Origin of the sequence: Candidatus Phyllobacterium onerii (assembly GCF_028331445.1) — a bacterium.
GTDB lineage: Bacteria > Pseudomonadota > Alphaproteobacteria > Rhizobiales > Rhizobiaceae > Phyllobacterium > Phyllobacterium onerii.
The window spans coordinates 248376-267691 of the sequence record NZ_JAQMHX010000005.1 but is presented as its reverse complement, the minus strand read 5'-3'; the positions used below and the strand labels follow the sequence as shown (position 1 = coordinate 267691).

The following is a 19316-nucleotide window of genomic DNA, read 5'->3' as shown; positions in this document are numbered from 1 at the left end:
AATTGGTATTATGCCGAACGATTTGTTCTCCGCTTCCCTGAGCGACAAACATGACAATGAAGAAGGCGCGGTGTTTGCACCGCGCTTCGATGCGTCCGGATTGGTCACGACGGTCGTTACAGATGCCCGTGACGGCCAACTGCTGATGGTCGCGCATATGAATGCCGATGCGCTGAAATTGACGCTGGAAACTGGCATCGCGCATTATTGGTCGCGCTCGCGCAAATCCCTCTGGAAAAAGGGCGAAACATCCGGAAATTTGCAGACGGTAGTCGAAATGCGCACCGACTGCGATCAGGATGCCTTGTGGCTGAAAGTAACTGTCGCCGGGGATGGTCCGACCTGCCACACCGGACGCCGCTCTTGCTTTTATCGTCAGATCGTGACGACGAATGGAACATCATCATTGGTAATGCAGTTAGAGACAAAATAGAGGCCTTCCTGGGCCATGAAACCACTACAGGATCGATAATGGCGCCTGGAATGGTAAGAAGGTGCGAGGACGTGAAATGGATTTCATCGCCTCAACTCCTTCTATCCCAAAAGATGGCCTCACACCATTTCGACCCCATATTGAGTTCACGACCTAGCCATACGGACAATAATGGTCAGGAAAACCTCTATGCCTCGCAACCGCCATCATCGTCTTTTGTAATCCCATTTCATTGGTTGGCTAATGGGTCACAAATCCGCAATATTCATCCTTTGGATACCAATACAAAGGAATATGAAAGAGCAGTGTTTCAGGAGTATATGTCATGCTCGAATGGGCATCGCGCCGCATGCGCGCGGCAGAACCGATCGGTATCGATAACACTCCGGACGTGCCAGTAATCACGCCGGAAGTGCCTCGCGACCGCAAGACCCCCATTGCGCTTGCGCTTGGTGGCGGCGCTGCCCGCGGTTGGGCGCATATCGGCGTACTGCGTGCCCTTGATGAGGCTGGCATAGAAATTTCCATGATTGCCGGAACATCGATCGGCGCCCTTGTTGGCGGTTGCTATCTGGGCGGCAAGCTTGATCAGCTTGAGGATTTTGCCCGCAGCCTGACCAAGCGAGGCCTTTTCAGCCTGCTCGATCTGCGTTTTCGGGGCAACGGCCTTTTCGGCGGCATGAAACTCGATCGCCGCCTGCGCGAACACCTTGAAGAACTGGCTATTGAAGATCTGCCAAAGCGCTTTATTGCCGTATGCACCGAGATCAATACCGGTCATGAAATCTGGTTGACACGAGGCAGCCTGATAACCGCGATGCGCGCTTCCTATGCCCTGCCCGGCGTATTCGAACCCGTAGAATGCAACGGCAGGACACTTGTCGATGGCGCGCTGGTAAACCCGGTTCCCGTTGCGGTCTGCCGGTCTTACGAGCATCCGCTGGTTGTCGCCGTCAACCTGCACTATGACCAGTTTGGCCGTGCCGCTGTCATCAAGCATGCAGCGGAAGCTCCCAATCCTGGCTCAGGCGATGGCGAAGCAGTTCGTGCCCACCCTTCCTATTCCAAGCGGCTGGGCATCACCGGTGTCATGATGGAATCGTTCAACATAATCCAGGACCGGATTTCACGTGCACGTATGGCAGGCGATCCGCCTGACATCATGCTGATGCCGAAGATCGGTCATGTTGGTCTCGCTGAATTCCATCGTGCCGACGAGGCGATCAAACTCGGTTATGAAGAAACCATGGCGCGCGTCGGCGAACTGGAGCGCATGCAAAAACTCGTTTTTTGAACCGTTTCAGGCAGTGGCGATATAGCTGCGAATTTCTTCCGACTCGCGCTCCACTTCCTCGATACGAAGTTTGACGACGTCACCGATCGAGACAATTCCGTGCAAATGCCCGTCCTTTTCCACGGGAAGGTGGCGAAACCGGCCTTGCGTCATGATTTCCATGACCTGATTAATCGTGTGCTTCTCACTGCAGACCTTGACCTTCATGGTCATGCTTTCCGAAATCGGCTTCCATAAGGCATCGGCGCCCTGGGCGGCAATTTGCCTGACAACGTCGCGCTCGGACAAAATGCCCTTGATGGCATTGTTCCCGTCACAAACGACAATTGCACCGATCTTGTGCTTGGCGAGGATCGTAATTGCATCGCCGAGCGTCGTCTCCGGCGGCGTGCTGAATACGTCATAGCCTTTTCGTTCGAGAATCAGTTTTACAGTCATGTACATCCTCCTTGCACATTGGCTTCTCGATCACCGTATCATCCCCCGGATACATCCGATGATCTAATTTATGGTGCGCGTATGCGCTGCCTATTGCAACTATTTTGCAATTATACCATCAATTCCGGATCCATTCGACCATTGTCACGCCTGTCGAACAAGGAAATGCCCAGGAAGCCGACAAGGAAGCCGCCAATATGGGCTTCCCAGGCGATTGTCGCAGAACTATCGACGCCGACGGAAAGCATTCCGGTCAGAATATTGGTGACAAACCACACACCGAGAAAGGTTAGGACGGTTCGCATCCGAAGCGCCACCCCGATAGGCAGGATATCGCCGACGAAGGCCGCCGAATTGCGCAAGGGGGAGCGGCGGAAACCGAAGCGCGCCGCCGCACCCATCATGCCAGAAATCGCGCCGGACGCCCCCACCAAAGGTGCAATACTGTCTGGATAGACAGCAAAATGCGTCATCACGGCGGCGATCGACGTTACGATCCAGAACAGGGTCGTCCGCAACGGACCAATCCGGGCCGCCAACGGTGACCCGAAGGCAGCCAGCCAGATCATATTAAGCGCTATATGGGCGACGCTCCCATGCATCAGTGAGTAGGTCACGGTTGTCAGCCAGGCGGCTAGTGACGTGAACCCGCCATACTCTGAAAAACGGGCTGGAATGAAAGCAAAGTTCAAAAGAAATTCATTGTTCTGCTCATCGCTCAGGACATAGGTTTCCAGAACGAAGACGATGCCGCATAGGCCCATGATGGCCAATATGACACCCGGAATATTGAAGATCGGCTCGCCCCTTGTGGACCGGTTCCGGATATCGGATGGATCGTTCATTCTTGTTCATGACCTTTGTTGCTAATGACGAACGCTATCTGGTTCGGGTCTCGGGTGCAAAGCCCCATGAACAGAAAAAAGGCCGCTCAGTGGGTCTGGGCGGCCTCGAATTTCAGGATAGTTGATCATGCAAACTCTAGTGTAGACACTGTCTCACAGCGCGGCTCGCGGCTCAATCGAAACCACTTGTTAACCTTAATCGGCTGCCGCGGTGGAGACTACGCCTTCTTTGGTGGCGCCAGCAGATTGTCAGTGACAGAGTCCCGATGTCAGGAAGAATCGCGTTGAGCGCCGAAAGCAGATGAACCCTATGCGGCATGATGGAACAAGCGAGCTTTTTGCCTATTGGAACAGGCTGCGCGGCACCCGCGCCGCGCCGGAGCGCCGGGAGATTGCACCCGCTTCGATCAGGAAATATCTCGCCGATACCTTTATCGTCCAGGCAATCGGATCTGGCGAGCCGCGCTTCCGCCTCGCCGGAACCCGCATATGTTCGGTCTATGGCCGGGAATTGAGGGGCGCGTCGTTTGGCTCACTCTGGCAGATAAAGGACCGAAGCAATATCGTACGCCTCATCAAGAACAGCATGACGAACAAGTCCGTCGTTCAGCTGACGTACGAAGGTAAGAGTACTCGTGGCCGCCGAGCCTTGTTCGAATTGATTCTGTTGCCACTCGCCAGCGAGGCCAATGAACGGCATCTCATGGGGATGATCATCTCCCTCGGCAGGCCCTTCTGGCTCGAATCCGATCCTATCGTCGAAAACCGCCTCCAATCGATTTCAATTATCGACCCGCGTTACCCGGCGCGCAGTTTGGCCGGTGACTCCATTTTTACAGCTCCGGAGAATACGGCATCCACAACCCTGCCCGCCACGCGGACGATCATCAGCCGCAAGGTCAGGCATCTGGTCGTCTTCGACGGCGGAAAAATCAGCAGTTAGGTTAGCAATTTCTAAGCAACAGCCAGCATCGTTACCTTCGCGTTAAGACTTGTGACGTAATCTTTCAGCATCAGACACTGTCGATTCCCATATCTGGACAGCCTTCATGCAATTGTACCGTGACGTTTCGAGCCCCAATCTTGCCGCCGCGGGCAAGTACTATAGCGTGAAAGTGCAACTATATGGTCGCTTCATGCTGGAGGATCGTACCGAGCACGTCTGCCAGATCGATGAAATGTCGCCCGGCGATGTCATCATCACCACGGATGTGATGGCGAATAATGGCGAGCGGGTTGTTGCCTACATTGACCATATCGGCCGCGTCGAAGGTACGATCGAGCGCATGGTCAACGGCGGGTTTCAAGTTTCGCTGACAGCGTCGGATCGCAAGAAGAACAAGATTGCTGCGCAACTGACGTGGCTCGCCAATAAACATGAGCTGGACATGCCGGAGGACCGGCGTCACCAACGCGTTGCGCCGCGCAATCCCATCACGACACTATCGATGGCCGATGGCAGGCAATATCCTTGCCGCATCCTCGATCTTTCCATATCGGGAGCAGCCGTTGAATTGCGCATGCGCCCTGCCCTGAACAGCCAGGTTATCCTCGGTTCCATGCGTGGCCGCGTCGTGCGTCATTTCGAAGAAGGCATCGCAATCGAATTCGCAACCGTGCAAAGCCGCGAAGCGATCGATATTGCCTTCGAAGGGTAAAACCCTCTGTTCCTACGATCAATTCGTTCAACCCGATGCAATCGGCTGCATTCCGTTGTTATTTTTTTCATATGCCGGATATTTGTTTGACAAATTGCCGCCAAACTTCGGCAAGGTATCGCCTATCCGCAATCGGGCATTAAACGATCGTAAAGCAATGAATAGTCACATCAATGAATGCTTAATGGTATTTGACTTGTAGAAATACAATATATGTCGTATTTAAATAAAATAGTAATGTATATTAATACTTAGTTATAGTCCAATTAGTTTATTTTTTGCTACTAACTTGATTCATATTTACTCATCGACATTTCCGCTCGGTCAAACTCTCTCTGCCATTGTCACCTCAACCGGGGAGACGACGGGAAATGATAAAAAATACAATCTTGCTTGGCGCGGCGTTCTTTTTGATGTGCATGACCGCACAAGCCGATTCGAGCATGGCATTCATGAAGACAGGCGGGCGTACGTCTCAGCCGATCGGACATTACGAATTTTGCCAAGCCTACCGAAACGAATGCAACATAAAGAGCAGCGATGACAGCCCTGCGCATTTAACGCCGAAGATCTGGAATCTCATGGTTCAAATCAACAGCCAGGTGAATGCACAGATCCAGCCCGCGACAGATATGGACATCTGGGGCAAGGCGGAAGTTTGGTCATATCCGACGACCGTTGGCGATTGCGAAGACTACGTCCTTCTGAAGCGGAAGCTGCTCAATCAGAGCGGCGTGCCGATCAGCGATCTCCTGATCACTGTCGTTCGCCAGATGAACGGCGAAGGCCATGCGGTTCTCACCGTTCGTACGGATCGTGGCGATTACGTTCTCGACAATCTTGAACTAAGCATAAAGCCATGGAACGAAACCAGCTACGACTATCTGAAGCGTCAGGCGGCGAACAATACCGGCGCATGGGTCTCGATCAATGACGAGCGCCAGCTGCTGGTCGGCAGTATCAAATAGGGATTTCGACATTCAAAGCCGGCCCAGATCGGGGCCGGCTTTTTGCTGTCAATCTATCTCCAGGCCCCGCATGAAGCGTCTGCCATTCTCGACATAATGTGCGGCCGAAAGCCTGAGGCCTTCGATCGCCGTCTCGTCTAACGTCCTTATGACCCTTGCCGGCGAACCGACGATCAATGAATTGTCCGGAAACTCCTTGCGCTCGGTCACAAGTGCGCCTGCGCCGACAAAGGAATTCTTGCCAATTCTTGCGCCGTTCAGGACGATGGCGCCAATGCCGACCAGCGAATTATCGCCGATGGTACAACCATGCAGCATGGCGCGATGTCCAATCGTGCAGCCCTCGCCAACTGTCAGCGGATAGCCCATATCCGTGTGCATGGCTGTATGTTCCTGAACATTGGTGTCGCGACCGATGCGAATCAGCTCGTTGTCGCCGCGCAGTACCACGCCAAACCAGATATTGGCGTTTTCACCCAGGAACACCTTGCCGACAATTGTAGCGTCCGGCGCAATCCAATTGGACGCCCGATGCTCAAATTCCGGTGAGTGCCCGTCAAGTATGAAAATCGGCATAACTTCTCCTTGGATTCGCATGGCGAGCTTAGCGAAGGGCGGGAGGCTTGGCGAGGCCACCTTCACTTTCGATTAACCATAAATCAGCACTTGTCGCGTTAAGTTGAGTGCACTCAACACGGTTGGTCCGAAAGTCATGCAGTATCGAGCACAGAGAATAGAGCCTATTCTTGGCACCCCACTGCTGCGACGCGTCTTTTACCCCATCGCAACGCTGGCGATCCTATCGCTGTTTTTGGCCGTCGCCGCTCACTATCTCGGCCACACGATCTCGCTTGGCGGGCATACGGAAGACGCGACGCCTCGGGAGATCGTCATTGGCAACAATGTGCTTGAGCTTCCGGCAAACACGATCCGCTTCGACAGGCAGCGACGAAACGGAGATACCGAACGCGTCGATCTATATCTGCATTGGCCGGATATGCTGGGTTACCAGCCGGCATTCCTGTCGGATTTCAACGGAGCGGGGCCGGAAAAGCGGCTACTATTCCTGACCTTCGAGCCCCGCGCTACCACGCAGGATATGTCCGGGCGGTACGGTCAGATCTATAGCACACTGACCGAGGGTCCCGGCTCGAAGGGTTCGGCTGGATCAACGATACAGAAGTTTCGCGCCGATAGTGGCTTTGTGAATGAGGAGCTGATGGTTTCGACGGAACAGGCAGGACACATGCCATTCGTTGCCCGCTGTCTTGACGAGGAAACCTCGAAAACCAACCTTGCAGCGTGCCAGCGGGATATATTTCTTGGTGAGGATTTGCAGCTAACCTACCGCTTTCCGAGGGAAATGCTTGGAGACTGGCAAAAGCTGGATCAGCAAATACGAACATTTGCCGAAGCGCATCTCAAAGGGCGGAAGTGACGCTGGAGCGCCACTCGCTCAAGTGACTCAGAGATCCATCTCGAGGATCGCCATCGAGAAATTGTAGGAGAGTTCACCCTCGTCCTCATCCTTGTAGATCAAACCAAGAAACTCGTCGCCGAGATAGAGTTCGGCGGAATCATCCTTGCGTGGACGAGCCTTTACAGTGAGTTCCGTATTTCTGAATGTCCGCTTGAAATAGCTGTCGAGTTTCTTCAGTTCTTCGGGTTTCACGGAGGTCTCCTGTCATATGAATTTGACGCGCTTTTGGCACGTCAAACTCATTCCTGTAAAGGCTTGATTGAAATGGCGTCCGACGTGGAGAGCCGTGAAGCCTCAGTCTCAATCGAAATTTGTGACCAACTGGTCCATGGCGCGCGAGGGCTCGGCACAGCCCGTCTCACCAACAATACGTGCAGGAACGCCGGCAACCGTGACATTATGCGGAACAGGTTTTAGCACGACGGAGCCTGAGGCTACTTTCGAGCAATGACCAATTTCAATGTTACCGAGAATATTGGCGCCAGCGCCGATGAGAACGCCATGACGGATCTTTGGATGCCGATCGCCGGTTTCCTTGCCCGTACCACCAAGCGTGACGCCCTGAAGGATCGAGACATTATCTTCGATGACCGCGGTCATACCGACGACAATACCAGTCGCGTGATCGAAGAACACTCCCTGTCCCATGGGAACCTGCGGGTGGATATCGGTCTGGAAAACCGAAGACGAACGGCTTTGCAGGTAGAGCGCAAAATCTCTGCGCCCTTCCTTCCATAGCCAATGGGCAAGCCGATGGGTCTGGATTGCCTGGAAACCCTTGAAATAAAGCACGGGTTCGATGAAACGGTCGCAAGCAGGATCGCGATCATAGACGGCCTGGATATCGACGCGCAGTATCTGTGACCAGGACGGTGTTGCCTCCACCATCGCCGTAAAGGTCTGGCGCAGCAATTCCGATTCCACATCCGGATGATCAAGTCGCTGCGAAATCCTATGAATGACCGCTTCTTCAAGCGATTGATGGTTGAGGATTGTCGTATAGAGGAACGTTGCCAAAAGCGGTTCGTTACGGACAGCCTCCTCGGCTTCGGCGCGGATTGCGAGCCAGATCGGGTCCATCTGCTTGACCGATCCGGTCATCTTTATCGGACTGCTTGCGGACATTTCCTACTCCAGGCATTCGGCCAATAATATTTTCTCAAACAACGAGCATAAGGCAAAATTGGTTGCTTGACACGTTGATTTCCAGATAGATCGCGCAAGAAATTTTGAACCTGCGATTGATTTGGCTGATGTCAGGCCCTGTTATTTCAAGATTGCCATAGCTCATGCGGCATTGTCCTGCAAGGAACGAACGTCCGGAAGCTCGCGCTTCGTTAAATGCTGTGGCGTTTGAGGAAGTCCAGAACGGCCTGCTTGAACACCTTGTCACCGACCGCGAGCATATGGTCCCGGCCTGGGATATCGATCGCCTCACCATGCGGCATCAGCGCGGCAAGATCATGCGGATTTCCGCCAATATCGTCTTTGCCGCCGACGGCGACGAGAGTTGGCTGGGTAATGCGGGCCATGTTTTCTGCGCTGATTTCTTCCTTGGAGGTGATAACGCAGGCCGCCAACGCGATTTTGTCGCTCTTGGTCTTGTCGGCAAACATCCGGAACATTTTTCCGCGCGGATGCGTGATCGCCTCCGGATCGGCCGACATAAGCGCTTCAGCGATAGGCGACCAATCTCCGGCACCTTCGACCATGCCAATGCCGAGACCGCCAAAAACAAGATCATGCACGCGAGCGGGATGTTCGAGTGCAAGGAACGCACTGATGCGCGCGCCCATGGAATAACCTATGACATGCGCCGTCGGAATGCCGAGATGATCGAGCAGCGCGGCTGCGTCGCCCGCCATGAGCGTCGGCGTATAGAAGGCCTTGTCGTGCGGCTTGTCCGATTGGCCATGACCGCGATTGTCAATTGCGATGGCGCGGTACCCAGCAGACGTCAGTGTTTGCATCCAGCCGGGTTGGACCCAGTTGTAAAGCGAGGACGAAGCAAAGCCATGGATGAGCAGGATTGGCTCGCCCTCACCCTCATCCAGATAAGCAAGCTTCAGTCCGTCATTTTCGAAAAACTGCATTGTTGGATCCGTTAGTGCGCAATCGCCTCTATAGCGGGATGCCGCACCTTGTCGCCAATTGTCAAGCCGAGACGCTTCGCGGTGCCGGCTTTGACCTCGACAACGAAACGCACCGGGCCGCCCGACGAAATGATTGAGCGGGAAAATGGCACTGCATTTTCACGAATAGCGGAAATACGGCCATTGTCGTCCAGAAAGAGCATGTCGAGCGCGGAGGGCGTGTTCTCCATCCACATGGTGACAAGACGGGTGTCGTCGAAAACAAACAGCATGGCGCTGTTGTCTTTCAGATCAGTGCGAAACATCAGGCCGCGCTCGCGCTCTTCGTCAGTATCGGCAATTTCTACCTGGAACGGAATGTCACCCCTGGCGCTGTTGATCGTCAGCGCCGTGTGGTCGATGGGGAGATGCATAGGCGCCTGATCGAGCGCCAGAGCAGGAATCGCTGAAAACAGCAGAAAAACAACGACGGCGAAAACTGATTCCAGGCGATACATCAATTGCTCCAGGGTGCGTTAGGATTCGCGATCATGACGAGGCGAAAACGGCGATTTTCGAGAACCGGAGCGGAGCCTACTTGAAGTACGTGAGCACCGGAAGCACAGAAAAGTGCCGTTTGCAGACTGTCATGGCGTGAATATCAACATACGCTAGTGGGAAGACGGCAACTGGGTGCCAATGTCGGGATGAATTTCCGAGGCCATCAGGCCCTTCTCGCCATGGCCGAAGCGGATCAGGACAACCTGACCCGGACGCAGTTCGGTCAAACCGAAATGCCGAAGCGTTTCCATGTGAATGAAAATATCCTCGGTCCCCTCGCCGCGGGTAAGGAAGCCGAAGCCCTTCGTACGATTGAACCACTTGACCAGGACACGCTCAAGCCCGCTCGACGGTGTGACCGTCACATGCGTGCGGACGGGTGGCATTTCGGTCGGATGAACAGCGGTCGCGTTGTCCATGGATTTGACGCGGAAGCACTGCATGCCGCGCTCGCCCTGCTTGACTTCGCAAACGACACGCGCTCCCTCTAGCGCGGTCTGGAAGCCATCCCGGCGCAGGCAGGTAACATGGAGAAGAATGTCAGGGAGATCAGAATTGTCGGGAACGATGAACCCGTATCCTTTGGCCACGTCAAACCATTTTATTGCGCCCGAAACTTCGATAAGGTCCAAACTGTCGCTTACGCCTTCGTCGGCGGGGGACGGCCGGGCTGATACTGTTCGGTCAGACATGAAGCGAAGCCCCTCCTCTCCAGCGAGGTACTGATTCTCTGCTTGAAGAATAACACCTGTCCAACGTCGAAGAGCAAGTATCATCTGCATGTTTTGTTGAAAACCACACGCGAAACGCGTGTTTATCCTCAACGATGTTGCTCTCGGCTACATCACAAGTTTGTGGAGCTAAACAGGAAGTGTTACGAAAACTGGACGGCGTTCAATCCGTGCAACATTGCCGGCTGCCGTCGACTTTCAACCCCATGAAAGAAATCAAAGGCAAAAGATGCGCTATCTTCACACAATGGTCCGTGTCCGGGACATCGATGAGTCACTGGATTTCTATTGCAACAAATTTGGCTTGGAAGAGGTTCGCCGCACCGAAAATGAGAAGGGACGCTTCACCCTGATCTTTCTCGCGGCATCGGAAGACAAGGCAAGATCGGCCGCGGAACGGGCTCCTGAGCTCGAATTGACCTACAATTGGGACCCGGAGGAATATACCGGCGGGCGCAATTTCGGGCACCTTGCCTACGTTGTCGACAATATCTATGAGACTTGCCAAAACCTGGCGGACAAAGGCGTCGTGATCAACCGGCCGCCACGCGATGGCAACATGGCGTTCATCCGCTCGCCGGATGGAATCTCGATCGAGCTTATCCAGAAGGGCCCCGCGCTACCGCAACAGGAGCCTTGGCTGTCGATGCCGAACACCGGCACCTGGTAAAACCTTAGCTTACGAATACAACTTAAACGCGTACCCGTGCATCGTTCTGCGACGCTCGGGTACGCCAAGACAAATTCCTTCCCCGCGCCGCGCTCTCCTGTTATCAAACGACAAAACGAGGAGGACGCCATGAAGGATGTGCTGATCGAGCTTGAGCGCCGCAGGAACATTGCGCGCGAAGGCGGCGGGAAGGTGCGGATTGAGGCGCAGCACAAGCGCGGCAAGCTCACAGCACGCGAACGCATCGACATTTTTCTCGACGAAGGTTCATTCGAGGAGTTCGACATGTTCGTCGAACACCGCTCGACCGATTTCGGCATGGAAGATACGAAATTCGCCGGCGATGGCGTCGTCACCGGGTGGGGCACCATCAATGGCCGCACGGTCTTCGTCTTTGCCAAGGATTTTACGGTTTTCGGCGGATCGCTTTCCGAAGCCCATGCGGAGAAGGTTCAAAAAATCCAGGACATGGCGCTGCGCAATCGTGCCCCGGTCATAGGGCTCTATGACGCCGGCGGCGCCCGTATTCAGGAAGGCGTGGCAGCTCTCGGTGGTTATGCGGAGATTTTCCAGCGCAACGTGCTCGCCTCCGGCGTCATCCCACAAATCTCTGTCATCATGGGGCCTTGCGCTGGCGGCGACGTCTACTCGCCTGCCATGACCGACTTCATCTTCATGGTGCGCGACACCTCCTATATGTTCGTCACCGGCCCCGACGTCGTAAAGACTGTCACCAATGAAACGGTAACGGCGGAGCAGCTCGGAGGCGCATCGATCCACACGACCAAATCCTCGATTGCCGATGGCGCCTATGACAACGATGTCGCCGCACTCCTGCAGATGCGCCGGCTGATCGATTTCCTGCCTGCGTCCAATACGGCCGAAATTCCTTCGGTCGAGTGCTATCAGTCGATTGGCGAAATGGACTACTCATTGGATCGGCTGGTGCCGGACAATGCCAACAAGCCCTACGATATCAAGGAGCTGATCCGTAAAACTGTCGATGAGGCCGATTTCTTCGAGATCCAGGAGAATTTTGCAAGAAACATCGTTGTCGGGTTTGGCCGCATCGAAGGCAGCACCGTCGGTATCGTCGGCAACCAGCCCATGGTTCTTGCGGGCGTTCTCGACAGTGACGCCTCCCGCAAGGCAGCGCGCTTCGTCCGCTTCTGCGATTGTTTCAATATCCCGATCGTGACCTTTGTCGACGTTCCAGGCTTTCTTCCGGGGACAGCACAGGAATATGGCGGCTTGATCAAACACGGCGCCAAGCTGCTGTTTGCATATGCCGAGGCGACCGTGCCGAAGATCACTCTGATCACCCGCAAAGCCTATGGCGGTGCCTATGACGTCATGGCGTCAAAGCATTTGCGCGGCGATATCAACTACGCATGGCCATCGGCCCAAATCGCCGTGATGGGCGCCAAGGGGGCGGTCGAAATCATTTATCGCAAGGATATTGGCGACACAGAAAAGATCGCAGCGCATACGAAGCGCTACGAGGATCGTTTTCTTTCGCCATTTGTCGCTGCGGAGCGGGGCTATGTTGATGAAGTTATCATGCCCCATTCAACCCGCAAGCGGATATCAAGGGCACTTCGCATGTTACGCAACAAGGATCTCGAAAATCCTTGGAAGAAGCACGATAATATTCCGCTCTGAACGTATGTTATGATCTGAATTGGACTATGGTTTCAGCGACGGAAGCTGAAACCACCATTGGATTCCCGCAAAATCTGGGAAATCGTGCGCTTGTCGCAAGGCTCGCTTAACTTCTTGGTCGCCTTGACGATCGTCTTGACAGTGGCCACTTGTGCCATCTTCAATACATTTGTTTCATTTGATGATGATGTGTCTTTGGTTATTGTTATCATTCTTCGAACACCCTCCATTAAAGCCGCTCTTTACGCGAGCAATCCTTACCGCAACCGGATTTATATTCCGTTGCACTGCACACTATGTACGAGAACTAAACCGATTTAACAAATCACTATTTGTATCGGATTTTGACTTCTATTTGAATGAAACCAATGGATTGATAAAAGGTTCCTTCACCAGTGCATAAAACAGCTATTCGTTTCAAATCGTCATGCTGCAGCGCAATACTTATGTTCCCGTATGTAAAAAACTTTGCGTAAATTACGCAAACGGCAACTAACTGCAACGGTCTGGTTGAGCCATAACGCGAGCATTCTCGTTCTTCAGGCCAGAACCTTGTCGAGGAAAGCCCGCATTACGCTGTTGAATTGCTCTGATCTCTGTAGCGGTGCGAAATGGCTCACACCAGGCAGGATGAACAGCTCCGCCGCCGGAATACTCCCGGCGAGATATTTGGCGTGTTCGAGCTTGATAAACTCATCATGCTCGCTTTGTACGATCGCAACAGGTGTATGGATGCCGGCCAAATCGCGCGCAGTATAGTTGGGCTCGGTTTTCATCATCAGACCAACCGCATCGACAAACGCCATGAATTGATCCGGCGTGGCCGACAGCTCGGCGTAGTCCTTGGCGTGACGGCTGAAACATCGGTCGATGACCGGGCTGGGTATGATTTCCTTTGTGCCGCTGGGATCCATGTTGCAACCAAAGAAGAATACACCGGCAATTCGTGCAGGAGCTTGCATGGCGAGGACGAGGGCTATGCACGCGCCGTCGCTCCAGCCCACGACGGCAGCCTTTTCGAGGTGCAGTGCATCCATCACGGCTAGAACATCGGACGCCATCAACTCATAGGTAAACGGCCGCAAATCGCGCGTGCTGCGTCCATGACCCCGGCTGTCAATGAGGATAACGCGACGGCCCGAGCCGACCACCATTGGAACCTGATAACCCCAATTGCCGCTATGACCGAGGCCCCCATGCAGCAGGATTACGGGCGAACCGGCGCCGTATGTGGCGAACCAGATCCGCGCGCCATCGTGATCCACGTAATCCTGATCGCTTGTGACCGGCAAGGGCGCGGCGCCATGCGCTTCGAAATTCTCGAGGTCGTCGTCGTTCGGCAGCATTTAAACAAAGCCCGCCCTAGTTCAGTGCTCCGGCCGTCTTCATGTTGGCAAATTCGCCGACAGCCGAGGCAAGTCTTTCCGCTACATGGCTTCGCCACACCGGATCAAGCATGAGCTTTTCGTCTTCGGCGTTGGAAAGATAGCCAATCTCGACCAGAACAGACGGCACATCCGGCGCACGAAGCACCTGAAACCCTGCAAAACGATGCGGGTTGTTGATCATGTTGACGTCTTTCTTGAGTGACTTCACCACAGTCTTGGCAAAGCTCAAGGAGAACGTGTGGGTTTCACGCCGCGTCAGGTCCATGAGAATATCGGCGATTTCCGGTGTCTCGTTATCGTAGGCGATGCCCGCCACCGCATCGGAACGGTTTTCACGATCGGCCATGGCACGTGATTCCGCGTCCGACGCCTTGTCCGAAACAGTATAGACGGTAGCGCCGCGTATACTGCCGCGATTGATCGTATCCGCATGAATCGAAATGAAAAGGTTTGCCTCATATTGGCGGGCGATACGAACCCGTTCGGTCAGCCGCAGGAAAGTGTCGTCACTGCGGGTCATCTCCACGCGCAGACCCGGCAGCTTGGCAAGCTCATCGCGCAATTGCTGGGCAAACATCAAGGTAACGTTCTTTTCCATAATGCCGCTTGCACTTTCCGCGCCACTGTCGATACCGCCGTGGCCAGGGTCGATGACGATAGTAAATGGTTTCGGCCCCTTGCTTGCCTCATCTGGCGCCGAGGTTGCGAGCCGGTCGCCCTTTGGAGCCGCATTCGTCGACGCAGTGATTGCATTTTGTGTCTTCAATGTTTCTGCAAATGCACGGTCCGACGAGGCGACGAAATCGGCCACCAGCCGGTAGCCAGGACTATTGTCATTCTTGACGACGTTGAGCTGCTCGACCACAAATGGCCCCTTGAGTGTAAAGATAAGGCGCGAACGCTGATCATCGATCAATCCGTAGCGTACATCTGTTATCAGGCCACGCGGCTCCACAGATTTCTTGTCAAAGGCGAAAACCGCTTTCGGAATGTCGATCGCCAGCCGGTTCGGCTGATCAAGCAGCATTGTCGATACATCAGGCTCGCGATCGAAATTGATGACGACACGCGTGCGGAGCTCATCGCCGGCGGCTTGATAAGTCAGTGCGGCCAACTCACCTGCTGCATGAGAGGGTTTGCCCGCCTGCACAAAGACAAGAAGGCCAAATACGGCAGCCATGAATATCCGACAGATCACGCTCATCTCGCTTGGCCCGCCGATGGACAGGCTTCCCCTCTCCATCGTTGTATCAGACATGGCTCACATTGGAACCCTGCCGAGAACACACTATATATAAGCAATAGGTAGGGAAGCATGGTTAATATTATCTTATGGAATCCTAGAGCGAGGTTCGACCATATTGAATCGTTCTGCCGGAGAGAATTCGGTTCAAGGTCAAGGGGTTTGGCGAGGCCGATGCCTTGCCATCGGACGATGCCGAAGCCCGATGGATTTGGCCCGAATTCTCTCGGCCCTTCGGGTTTCCGGCTGGCGGCCAGCCATTTTGTCAGGCGGCGTCGGACGATGGAAGAGCATCGACCTCGCCACCTTCCGCGTGGACTGTCTCGCCATCCGAGAAACAGAACGGGTTCAATATGGTCGAATCTCGCTCTAGTGTGTAATGCGCGGATGACACGAATATGAAGAAGGCCTTGTCATAACGCGGCGCAGCTCCTAAAAGCAAAGGTGGGTTACTTTTCTGCCGTCCAGAATCGGGCTCTTTGATGTCACGGTAAATGACCGGCTGACAATGAAGACAGGGCTTGGAGCGGCATCGGCGAATTCGCTGTGGGTAACCAAAAAAGAATTTAGCGCGAGCCGACAGGGATTGTCGGCAACGCTTTTTGTGAACGGCAGATCGCGCAGCCAAGGCGCATCGAGCCAGCCCTCTCGGGGGTATTAACAGTGTCGGCACAGCTGAGAAGCGTGCCATTCGTAGAGGTCGTTTCGTCAGGAACAGGAATGTTTGTTACAGACGTGAATATAACCGGCTTGCAAGCCGCGGCTGCCCGAGGGCAACTCCGCGTGTCGCCGTGTCTGTCTGTTTCTGCGAACTTTAATATATCCGGCAAACGTGAAGACGCGGCGCCAGAAACCTTGAAGGTTTCCTGGCTGTCTCGCGTTGGCAGCGTTTCGGCCGGGGAGAAGAAGTATAATGTCGGACAAAATGCTAATAGACGCCTCCCACCAGGAGGAAACACGGGTTGTCGTGGTTCGCGGCAATCGAATTGAAGAATTTGACTTTGAATCTGAACATAAGAAACAAATCAAAGGCAATATCTATCTGGCGCGGGTTACGCGTGTAGAACCTTCCCTTCAGGCTGCATTCGTCGAGTATGGCGGTAATCGCCATGGCTTTCTCGCTTTCAGCGAAATTCATCCTGATTACTACCAGATCCCGGTCGCCGACCGGCAGGCTCTGATCGATGCCGAGGCGGAAGCCGCAAGCCAGGACGAGGATCACGAGGAGAACGCCAGCGAACAGCGTAGCCGTGATCGCAACGATCGCGGTACACGCAATCGCCGTCGCGGGCGCCGTGGTCCACGGCAGGAAGACGACGCACCCAAGCTCGACGCTTCCGACGAAGACGTCGCCACTTCCGATGACGAGGGCGAAGCCTCCGCACAGGCCGCTTCGCACGAATCAAGCGACGACTCCACGCCGGAAGGTGGCAGCCAGACGATGGCCGCCGCCATTGAAGCAGATGTGATCTCGGAAGCCGTCAATACTGGCTCTGCGGACGAAGCTACAGCAAGCGATGATGAAAGGCCGGCATCTGATGATGTCGGCGAAAGCAATTCGAGAAGGTCGCGCAACCGCTCGAACGAGGACAAAGACGAGGTCCACGACGAACTCGATGAAGTCGAATCGGTTGGCGCCGAAGATGCGATGGAAGAAGTTCCGACGCATCAGCGCTTCCAGCGCCGTCAGTACAACATTCAGGACGTCATCAAGCGCCGGCAAATCCTGCTCGTTCAGGTCGTCAAGGAAGAACGCGGCAACAAGGGTGCAGCCCTCACGACCTATCTCTCGCTCGCCGGCCGGTACTCTGTCTTGATGCCAAACACCGCACGTGGTGGCGGTATTTCGCGCAAGATCACCAGCATCCAGGATCGCAAGCGCCTGAAGGACATCGTCAAGGATCTCGAAGTGCCGAAAGGCATGGGCGTGATCCTGCGCACCGCTGGCGCCATGCGCACCAAGCCGGAAGTCAAGCGCGACTACGAATATCTGATGCGGCTGTGGGAGAATGTCCGCAGCCTGACACTTGCATCGTCTGCACCGACTCTCGTTTATGAGGAAGGCAGCCTGATCAAGCGTTCGATCCGCGATCTTTACAACAAGGACATCACCGAGATCGCTGTTGCCGGTGAAGAAGGCTATCGCGAGGCCAAGGACTTCATGCGCATGCTCATGCCGAGCCACGCGAAAGTCGTTCAGCCCTACCGTGAACCGACGCCGATCTTCGCCCGCAACGGCATCGAAGCACAACTCGATCGCATGCTGCAGCCGCAAGTGACGTTGAAATCGGGGGGCTATATCATTATCAACCAGACCGAAGCGCTGGTTGCGATAGACGTGAACTCCGGACGCTCGACACGCGAACATTCCATTGAAGACACGGCGTTACAGACAAATCTTGAAGCAGCGGATGAAATCGCGCGTCAACTGCGGCTGCGCGATCTTGCCGGCCTGATTGTCATCGACTTCATCGATATGGAAGAAAACCGCAACAACCGGGCGGTCGAAAAGCGGATGAAGGATTGTCTGAAAGATGATCGTGCCCGCATCCAGGTGGGCCGCATCTCCCATTTCGGCCTGCTTGAAATGTCGCGTCAGCGCATCCGCGCCAGCGTTCTGGAATCAACGACCCAGGTTTGCGCCGTTTGCGGTGGCACGGGACACGTACGCTCCGCCTCCTCTGTCGCGTTGCACGTCATGCGCTCGATCGAGGAGTATCTGCTACGTCATTCGCAGAACAACATCATCGTTCGCACGACTGTCGCGACCGCACTCTATGTCCTCAACCACAAGCGCCAGAATCTCGCCGATCTCGAAGCACGTTTTGGCCTGACCATCAGCATTGAAGCCGATGATAGCGTTGGCGCCCAGCACTTCGCCATCGACAAGGGCTCGATAGCCCTTGGCCCGATTGTTCCGTTGACCGAGACACCAACTCTAGGCATCGCCGATGATTTCGACGAAAGCGATCCGGTTATCGAAGATACGGATGATGACGCCGCCGAGGTGCAGACCGGTGAAACCGCAAGGAGCGCCGACAATGATGACGCTTCTCGCAAACGCAAGCGCAAGCGGCGGCGGCGCGGTGGTCGCGATCGCCAGGAATCGGCAGGTGCCGAGCATGGCCAGCAGGTCATCAGCGATGACGATGACACCGACCAGCCAGCGGTCGAAGGCGAAGATGCTGCTGCAGCCAAAGCACGCGAAGAAGAAAACGAGCGGCGCAAGAAGCGCCGCCGGGGACGTCGCGGCGGGCGTAAGAACAAGCGCTTCGATGATGGCGACGATGCGGAAAATCGCGTAACCGCCAAGACGGTGCCGGATGCCGAGCCGGTATTCGTGTCGATCCCATTGCCCGACTTCTCCAAGCCGAAGACGATTGAAGCGATCGCGGATGCGGCTGAAGCTGCTTCGGTGCCAGTGACGGCTGAGGTGCTTGCTGCCCAAGAACCTGTGGCAATCGAAGAAATCCTTGCAAAGAAGCCGGCAAAACGCAGATCGCGCTCCAAGGCAGCAATCGAAGCAGCCGAGATCGCCGTTGCTGAAGTTCTAGCCGAAGCGGAACCCGAAGCCCCTGTAAAGCCGAAACGCGCCCCGCGTAAATCGGCGAAAAAGGCTGATGCGCCCGTTGTAACTGAGGCCTCCGAGCCAGCCGCCACTGTTGAGCCGGTAGAGGCAAAGGTTGAGCCCGCAGTAGAATCTACACCAGCACCGGCACCCAAAGTGGTTGAAGTCAGCACGCCTGTCGTCACCTCGACCGGCAAGGAAAAGAAATCCGAAAGCGAACCGGCCAAAAAAGGCTGGTGGCAGAAGAAAGGCTTCTTTTGAAAAGCGCTGAACTTTAAAAAGTGATTTTGAAAAACCGGCCCGCG

The 19316-nt window shown here is 54.8% G+C and carries 19 protein-coding genes; 9 read left to right on the top strand and 10 right to left on the bottom strand.

Annotated features, from left to right (window positions below):
• Window positions 1-10 precede the first annotated feature (10 nt).
• Window positions 11-433 carry a phosphoribosyl-AMP cyclohydrolase gene (gene hisI / locus PHA01_RS13920; protein WP_271896460.1) on the top strand — a complete coding sequence of 141 codons (423 nt, stop codon included), beginning with the start codon at window positions 11-13 and terminating at the stop codon, window positions 431-433.
• 325 nt (window positions 434-758) lie between these two features.
• On the top strand, window positions 759-1727 hold the full coding sequence (locus tag PHA01_RS13915) for a patatin family protein (protein WP_271896459.1): 969 nt from the start codon (window positions 759-761) through the stop codon (window positions 1725-1727).
• Window positions 1728-1733: 6 nt separating this feature from the next.
• Here PHA01_RS13915 and PHA01_RS13910 read toward each other — a convergent pair whose 3' ends face one another.
• Both PHA01_RS13910 and PHA01_RS13905 read right to left on the bottom strand, forming a co-directional pair.
• The gene (locus tag PHA01_RS13910; protein WP_271896458.1) at window positions 1734-2165 is read right to left on the bottom strand and encodes a CBS domain-containing protein; all 432 of its coding nucleotides are present in this window, start codon (window positions 2163-2165) and stop codon (window positions 1734-1736) included.
• Window positions 2166-2275: 110 nt separating this feature from the next.
• The gene (locus PHA01_RS13905) at window positions 2276-3010 is read right to left on the bottom strand and encodes a rhomboid family intramembrane serine protease (RefSeq protein ID WP_271896457.1); all 735 of its coding nucleotides are present in this window, start codon (window positions 3008-3010) and stop codon (window positions 2276-2278) included.
• Window positions 3011-3320: 310 nt separating this feature from the next.
• On the opposite strand from PHA01_RS13905, the gene PHA01_RS13900 reads away from it, so the two are divergent.
• From PHA01_RS13900 to PHA01_RS13890, 3 genes are all read left to right on the top strand, one after another.
• Window positions 3321-3953 (top strand): PAS domain-containing protein, encoded by a 633-nt coding sequence (locus tag PHA01_RS13900; protein ID WP_271896455.1) that lies wholly within the window; start codon window positions 3321-3323, stop codon window positions 3951-3953.
• A gap of 106 nt (window positions 3954-4059) precedes the next feature.
• The gene (locus PHA01_RS13895) at window positions 4060-4668 is read left to right on the top strand and encodes a PilZ domain-containing protein (RefSeq protein ID WP_271896453.1); all 609 of its coding nucleotides are present in this window, start codon (window positions 4060-4062) and stop codon (window positions 4666-4668) included.
• A 371-nt stretch (window positions 4669-5039) separates the two neighbouring features.
• A complete protein-coding gene (locus tag PHA01_RS13890) occupies window positions 5040-5636 on the top strand; it encodes a transglutaminase-like cysteine peptidase (RefSeq protein ID WP_417020965.1) in 597 nt (198 codons plus the stop codon).
• Window positions 5637-5684: 48 nt separating this feature from the next.
• Here the strand turns inward: PHA01_RS13890 and PHA01_RS13885 are convergent, their stop codons facing one another.
• Window positions 5685-6212 carry a gamma carbonic anhydrase family protein gene (locus tag PHA01_RS13885; protein WP_271896451.1) on the bottom strand — a complete coding sequence of 176 codons (528 nt, stop codon included), beginning with the start codon at window positions 6210-6212 and terminating at the stop codon, window positions 5685-5687.
• A 136-nt stretch (window positions 6213-6348) separates the two neighbouring features.
• Between PHA01_RS13885 and PHA01_RS13880 the strand changes: the two genes are divergently transcribed.
• The gene (locus tag PHA01_RS13880; protein ID WP_271896449.1) at window positions 6349-7074 is read left to right on the top strand and encodes a hypothetical protein; all 726 of its coding nucleotides are present in this window, start codon (window positions 6349-6351) and stop codon (window positions 7072-7074) included.
• 27 nt (window positions 7075-7101) lie between these two features.
• On the opposite strand, the gene PHA01_RS13875 is transcribed toward PHA01_RS13880, so the two are convergent.
• The 5 genes from PHA01_RS13875 to PHA01_RS13855 all read right to left on the bottom strand — a co-directional run bounded on the left by PHA01_RS13875 (window position 7102) and on the right by PHA01_RS13855 (window position 10441).
• Window positions 7102-7308 carry a DUF3126 family protein gene (locus PHA01_RS13875; RefSeq protein WP_099999261.1) on the bottom strand — a complete coding sequence of 69 codons (207 nt, stop codon included), beginning with the start codon at window positions 7306-7308 and terminating at the stop codon, window positions 7102-7104.
• A gap of 108 nt (window positions 7309-7416) precedes the next feature.
• Window positions 7417-8241 (bottom strand): serine O-acetyltransferase, encoded by an 825-nt coding sequence (cysE, locus tag PHA01_RS13870; protein ID WP_271896446.1) that lies wholly within the window; start codon window positions 8239-8241, stop codon window positions 7417-7419.
• Between the two features lie 212 nt (window positions 8242-8453).
• A complete protein-coding gene (locus PHA01_RS13865) occupies window positions 8454-9209 on the bottom strand; it encodes an alpha/beta fold hydrolase (RefSeq protein ID WP_271896444.1) in 756 nt (251 codons plus the stop codon).
• 11 nt (window positions 9210-9220) lie between these two features.
• The gene (locus PHA01_RS13860; RefSeq protein ID WP_271896442.1) at window positions 9221-9706 is read right to left on the bottom strand and encodes a DUF192 domain-containing protein; all 486 of its coding nucleotides are present in this window, start codon (window positions 9704-9706) and stop codon (window positions 9221-9223) included.
• A gap of 153 nt (window positions 9707-9859) precedes the next feature.
• The gene (locus tag PHA01_RS13855; protein ID WP_271896439.1) at window positions 9860-10441 is read right to left on the bottom strand and encodes a cold-shock protein; all 582 of its coding nucleotides are present in this window, start codon (window positions 10439-10441) and stop codon (window positions 9860-9862) included.
• A 268-nt stretch (window positions 10442-10709) separates the two neighbouring features.
• Here PHA01_RS13855 and PHA01_RS13850 point away from each other — a divergent pair, with 268 nt between their 5' ends.
• Both PHA01_RS13850 and PHA01_RS13845 read left to right on the top strand, forming a co-directional pair.
• Window positions 10710-11150, top strand: a complete 441-nt coding sequence (locus PHA01_RS13850; RefSeq protein WP_112531313.1) for a VOC family protein — start codon at window positions 10710-10712, stop codon at window positions 11148-11150.
• Between the two features lie 129 nt (window positions 11151-11279).
• Window positions 11280-12812: an acyl-CoA carboxylase subunit beta gene (locus tag PHA01_RS13845; RefSeq protein WP_271896437.1), complete on the top strand. Its 1533-nt coding sequence runs from the start codon at window positions 11280-11282 to the stop codon at window positions 12810-12812.
• 539 nt (window positions 12813-13351) lie between these two features.
• Here the strand turns inward: PHA01_RS13845 and PHA01_RS13840 are convergent.
• Both PHA01_RS13840 and PHA01_RS13835 read right to left on the bottom strand, forming a co-directional pair.
• Entirely contained in the window at window positions 13352-14158 is an 807-nt protein-coding gene (locus PHA01_RS13840; RefSeq protein ID WP_271896435.1) for an alpha/beta fold hydrolase, read from the bottom strand.
• Window positions 14159-14174: 16 nt separating this feature from the next.
• Window positions 14175-15380 (bottom strand): N-acetylmuramoyl-L-alanine amidase, encoded by a 1206-nt coding sequence (locus PHA01_RS13835; RefSeq protein ID WP_417020970.1) that lies wholly within the window; start codon window positions 15378-15380, stop codon window positions 14175-14177.
• Window positions 15381-16356: 976 nt separating this feature from the next.
• Here PHA01_RS13835 and PHA01_RS13830 point away from each other — a divergent pair.
• Window positions 16357-19272 carry an Rne/Rng family ribonuclease gene (locus PHA01_RS13830; protein WP_271896431.1) on the top strand — a complete coding sequence of 972 codons (2916 nt, stop codon included), beginning with the start codon at window positions 16357-16359 and terminating at the stop codon, window positions 19270-19272.
• The last annotated feature ends 44 nt before the right edge of the window (window positions 19273-19316 follow it).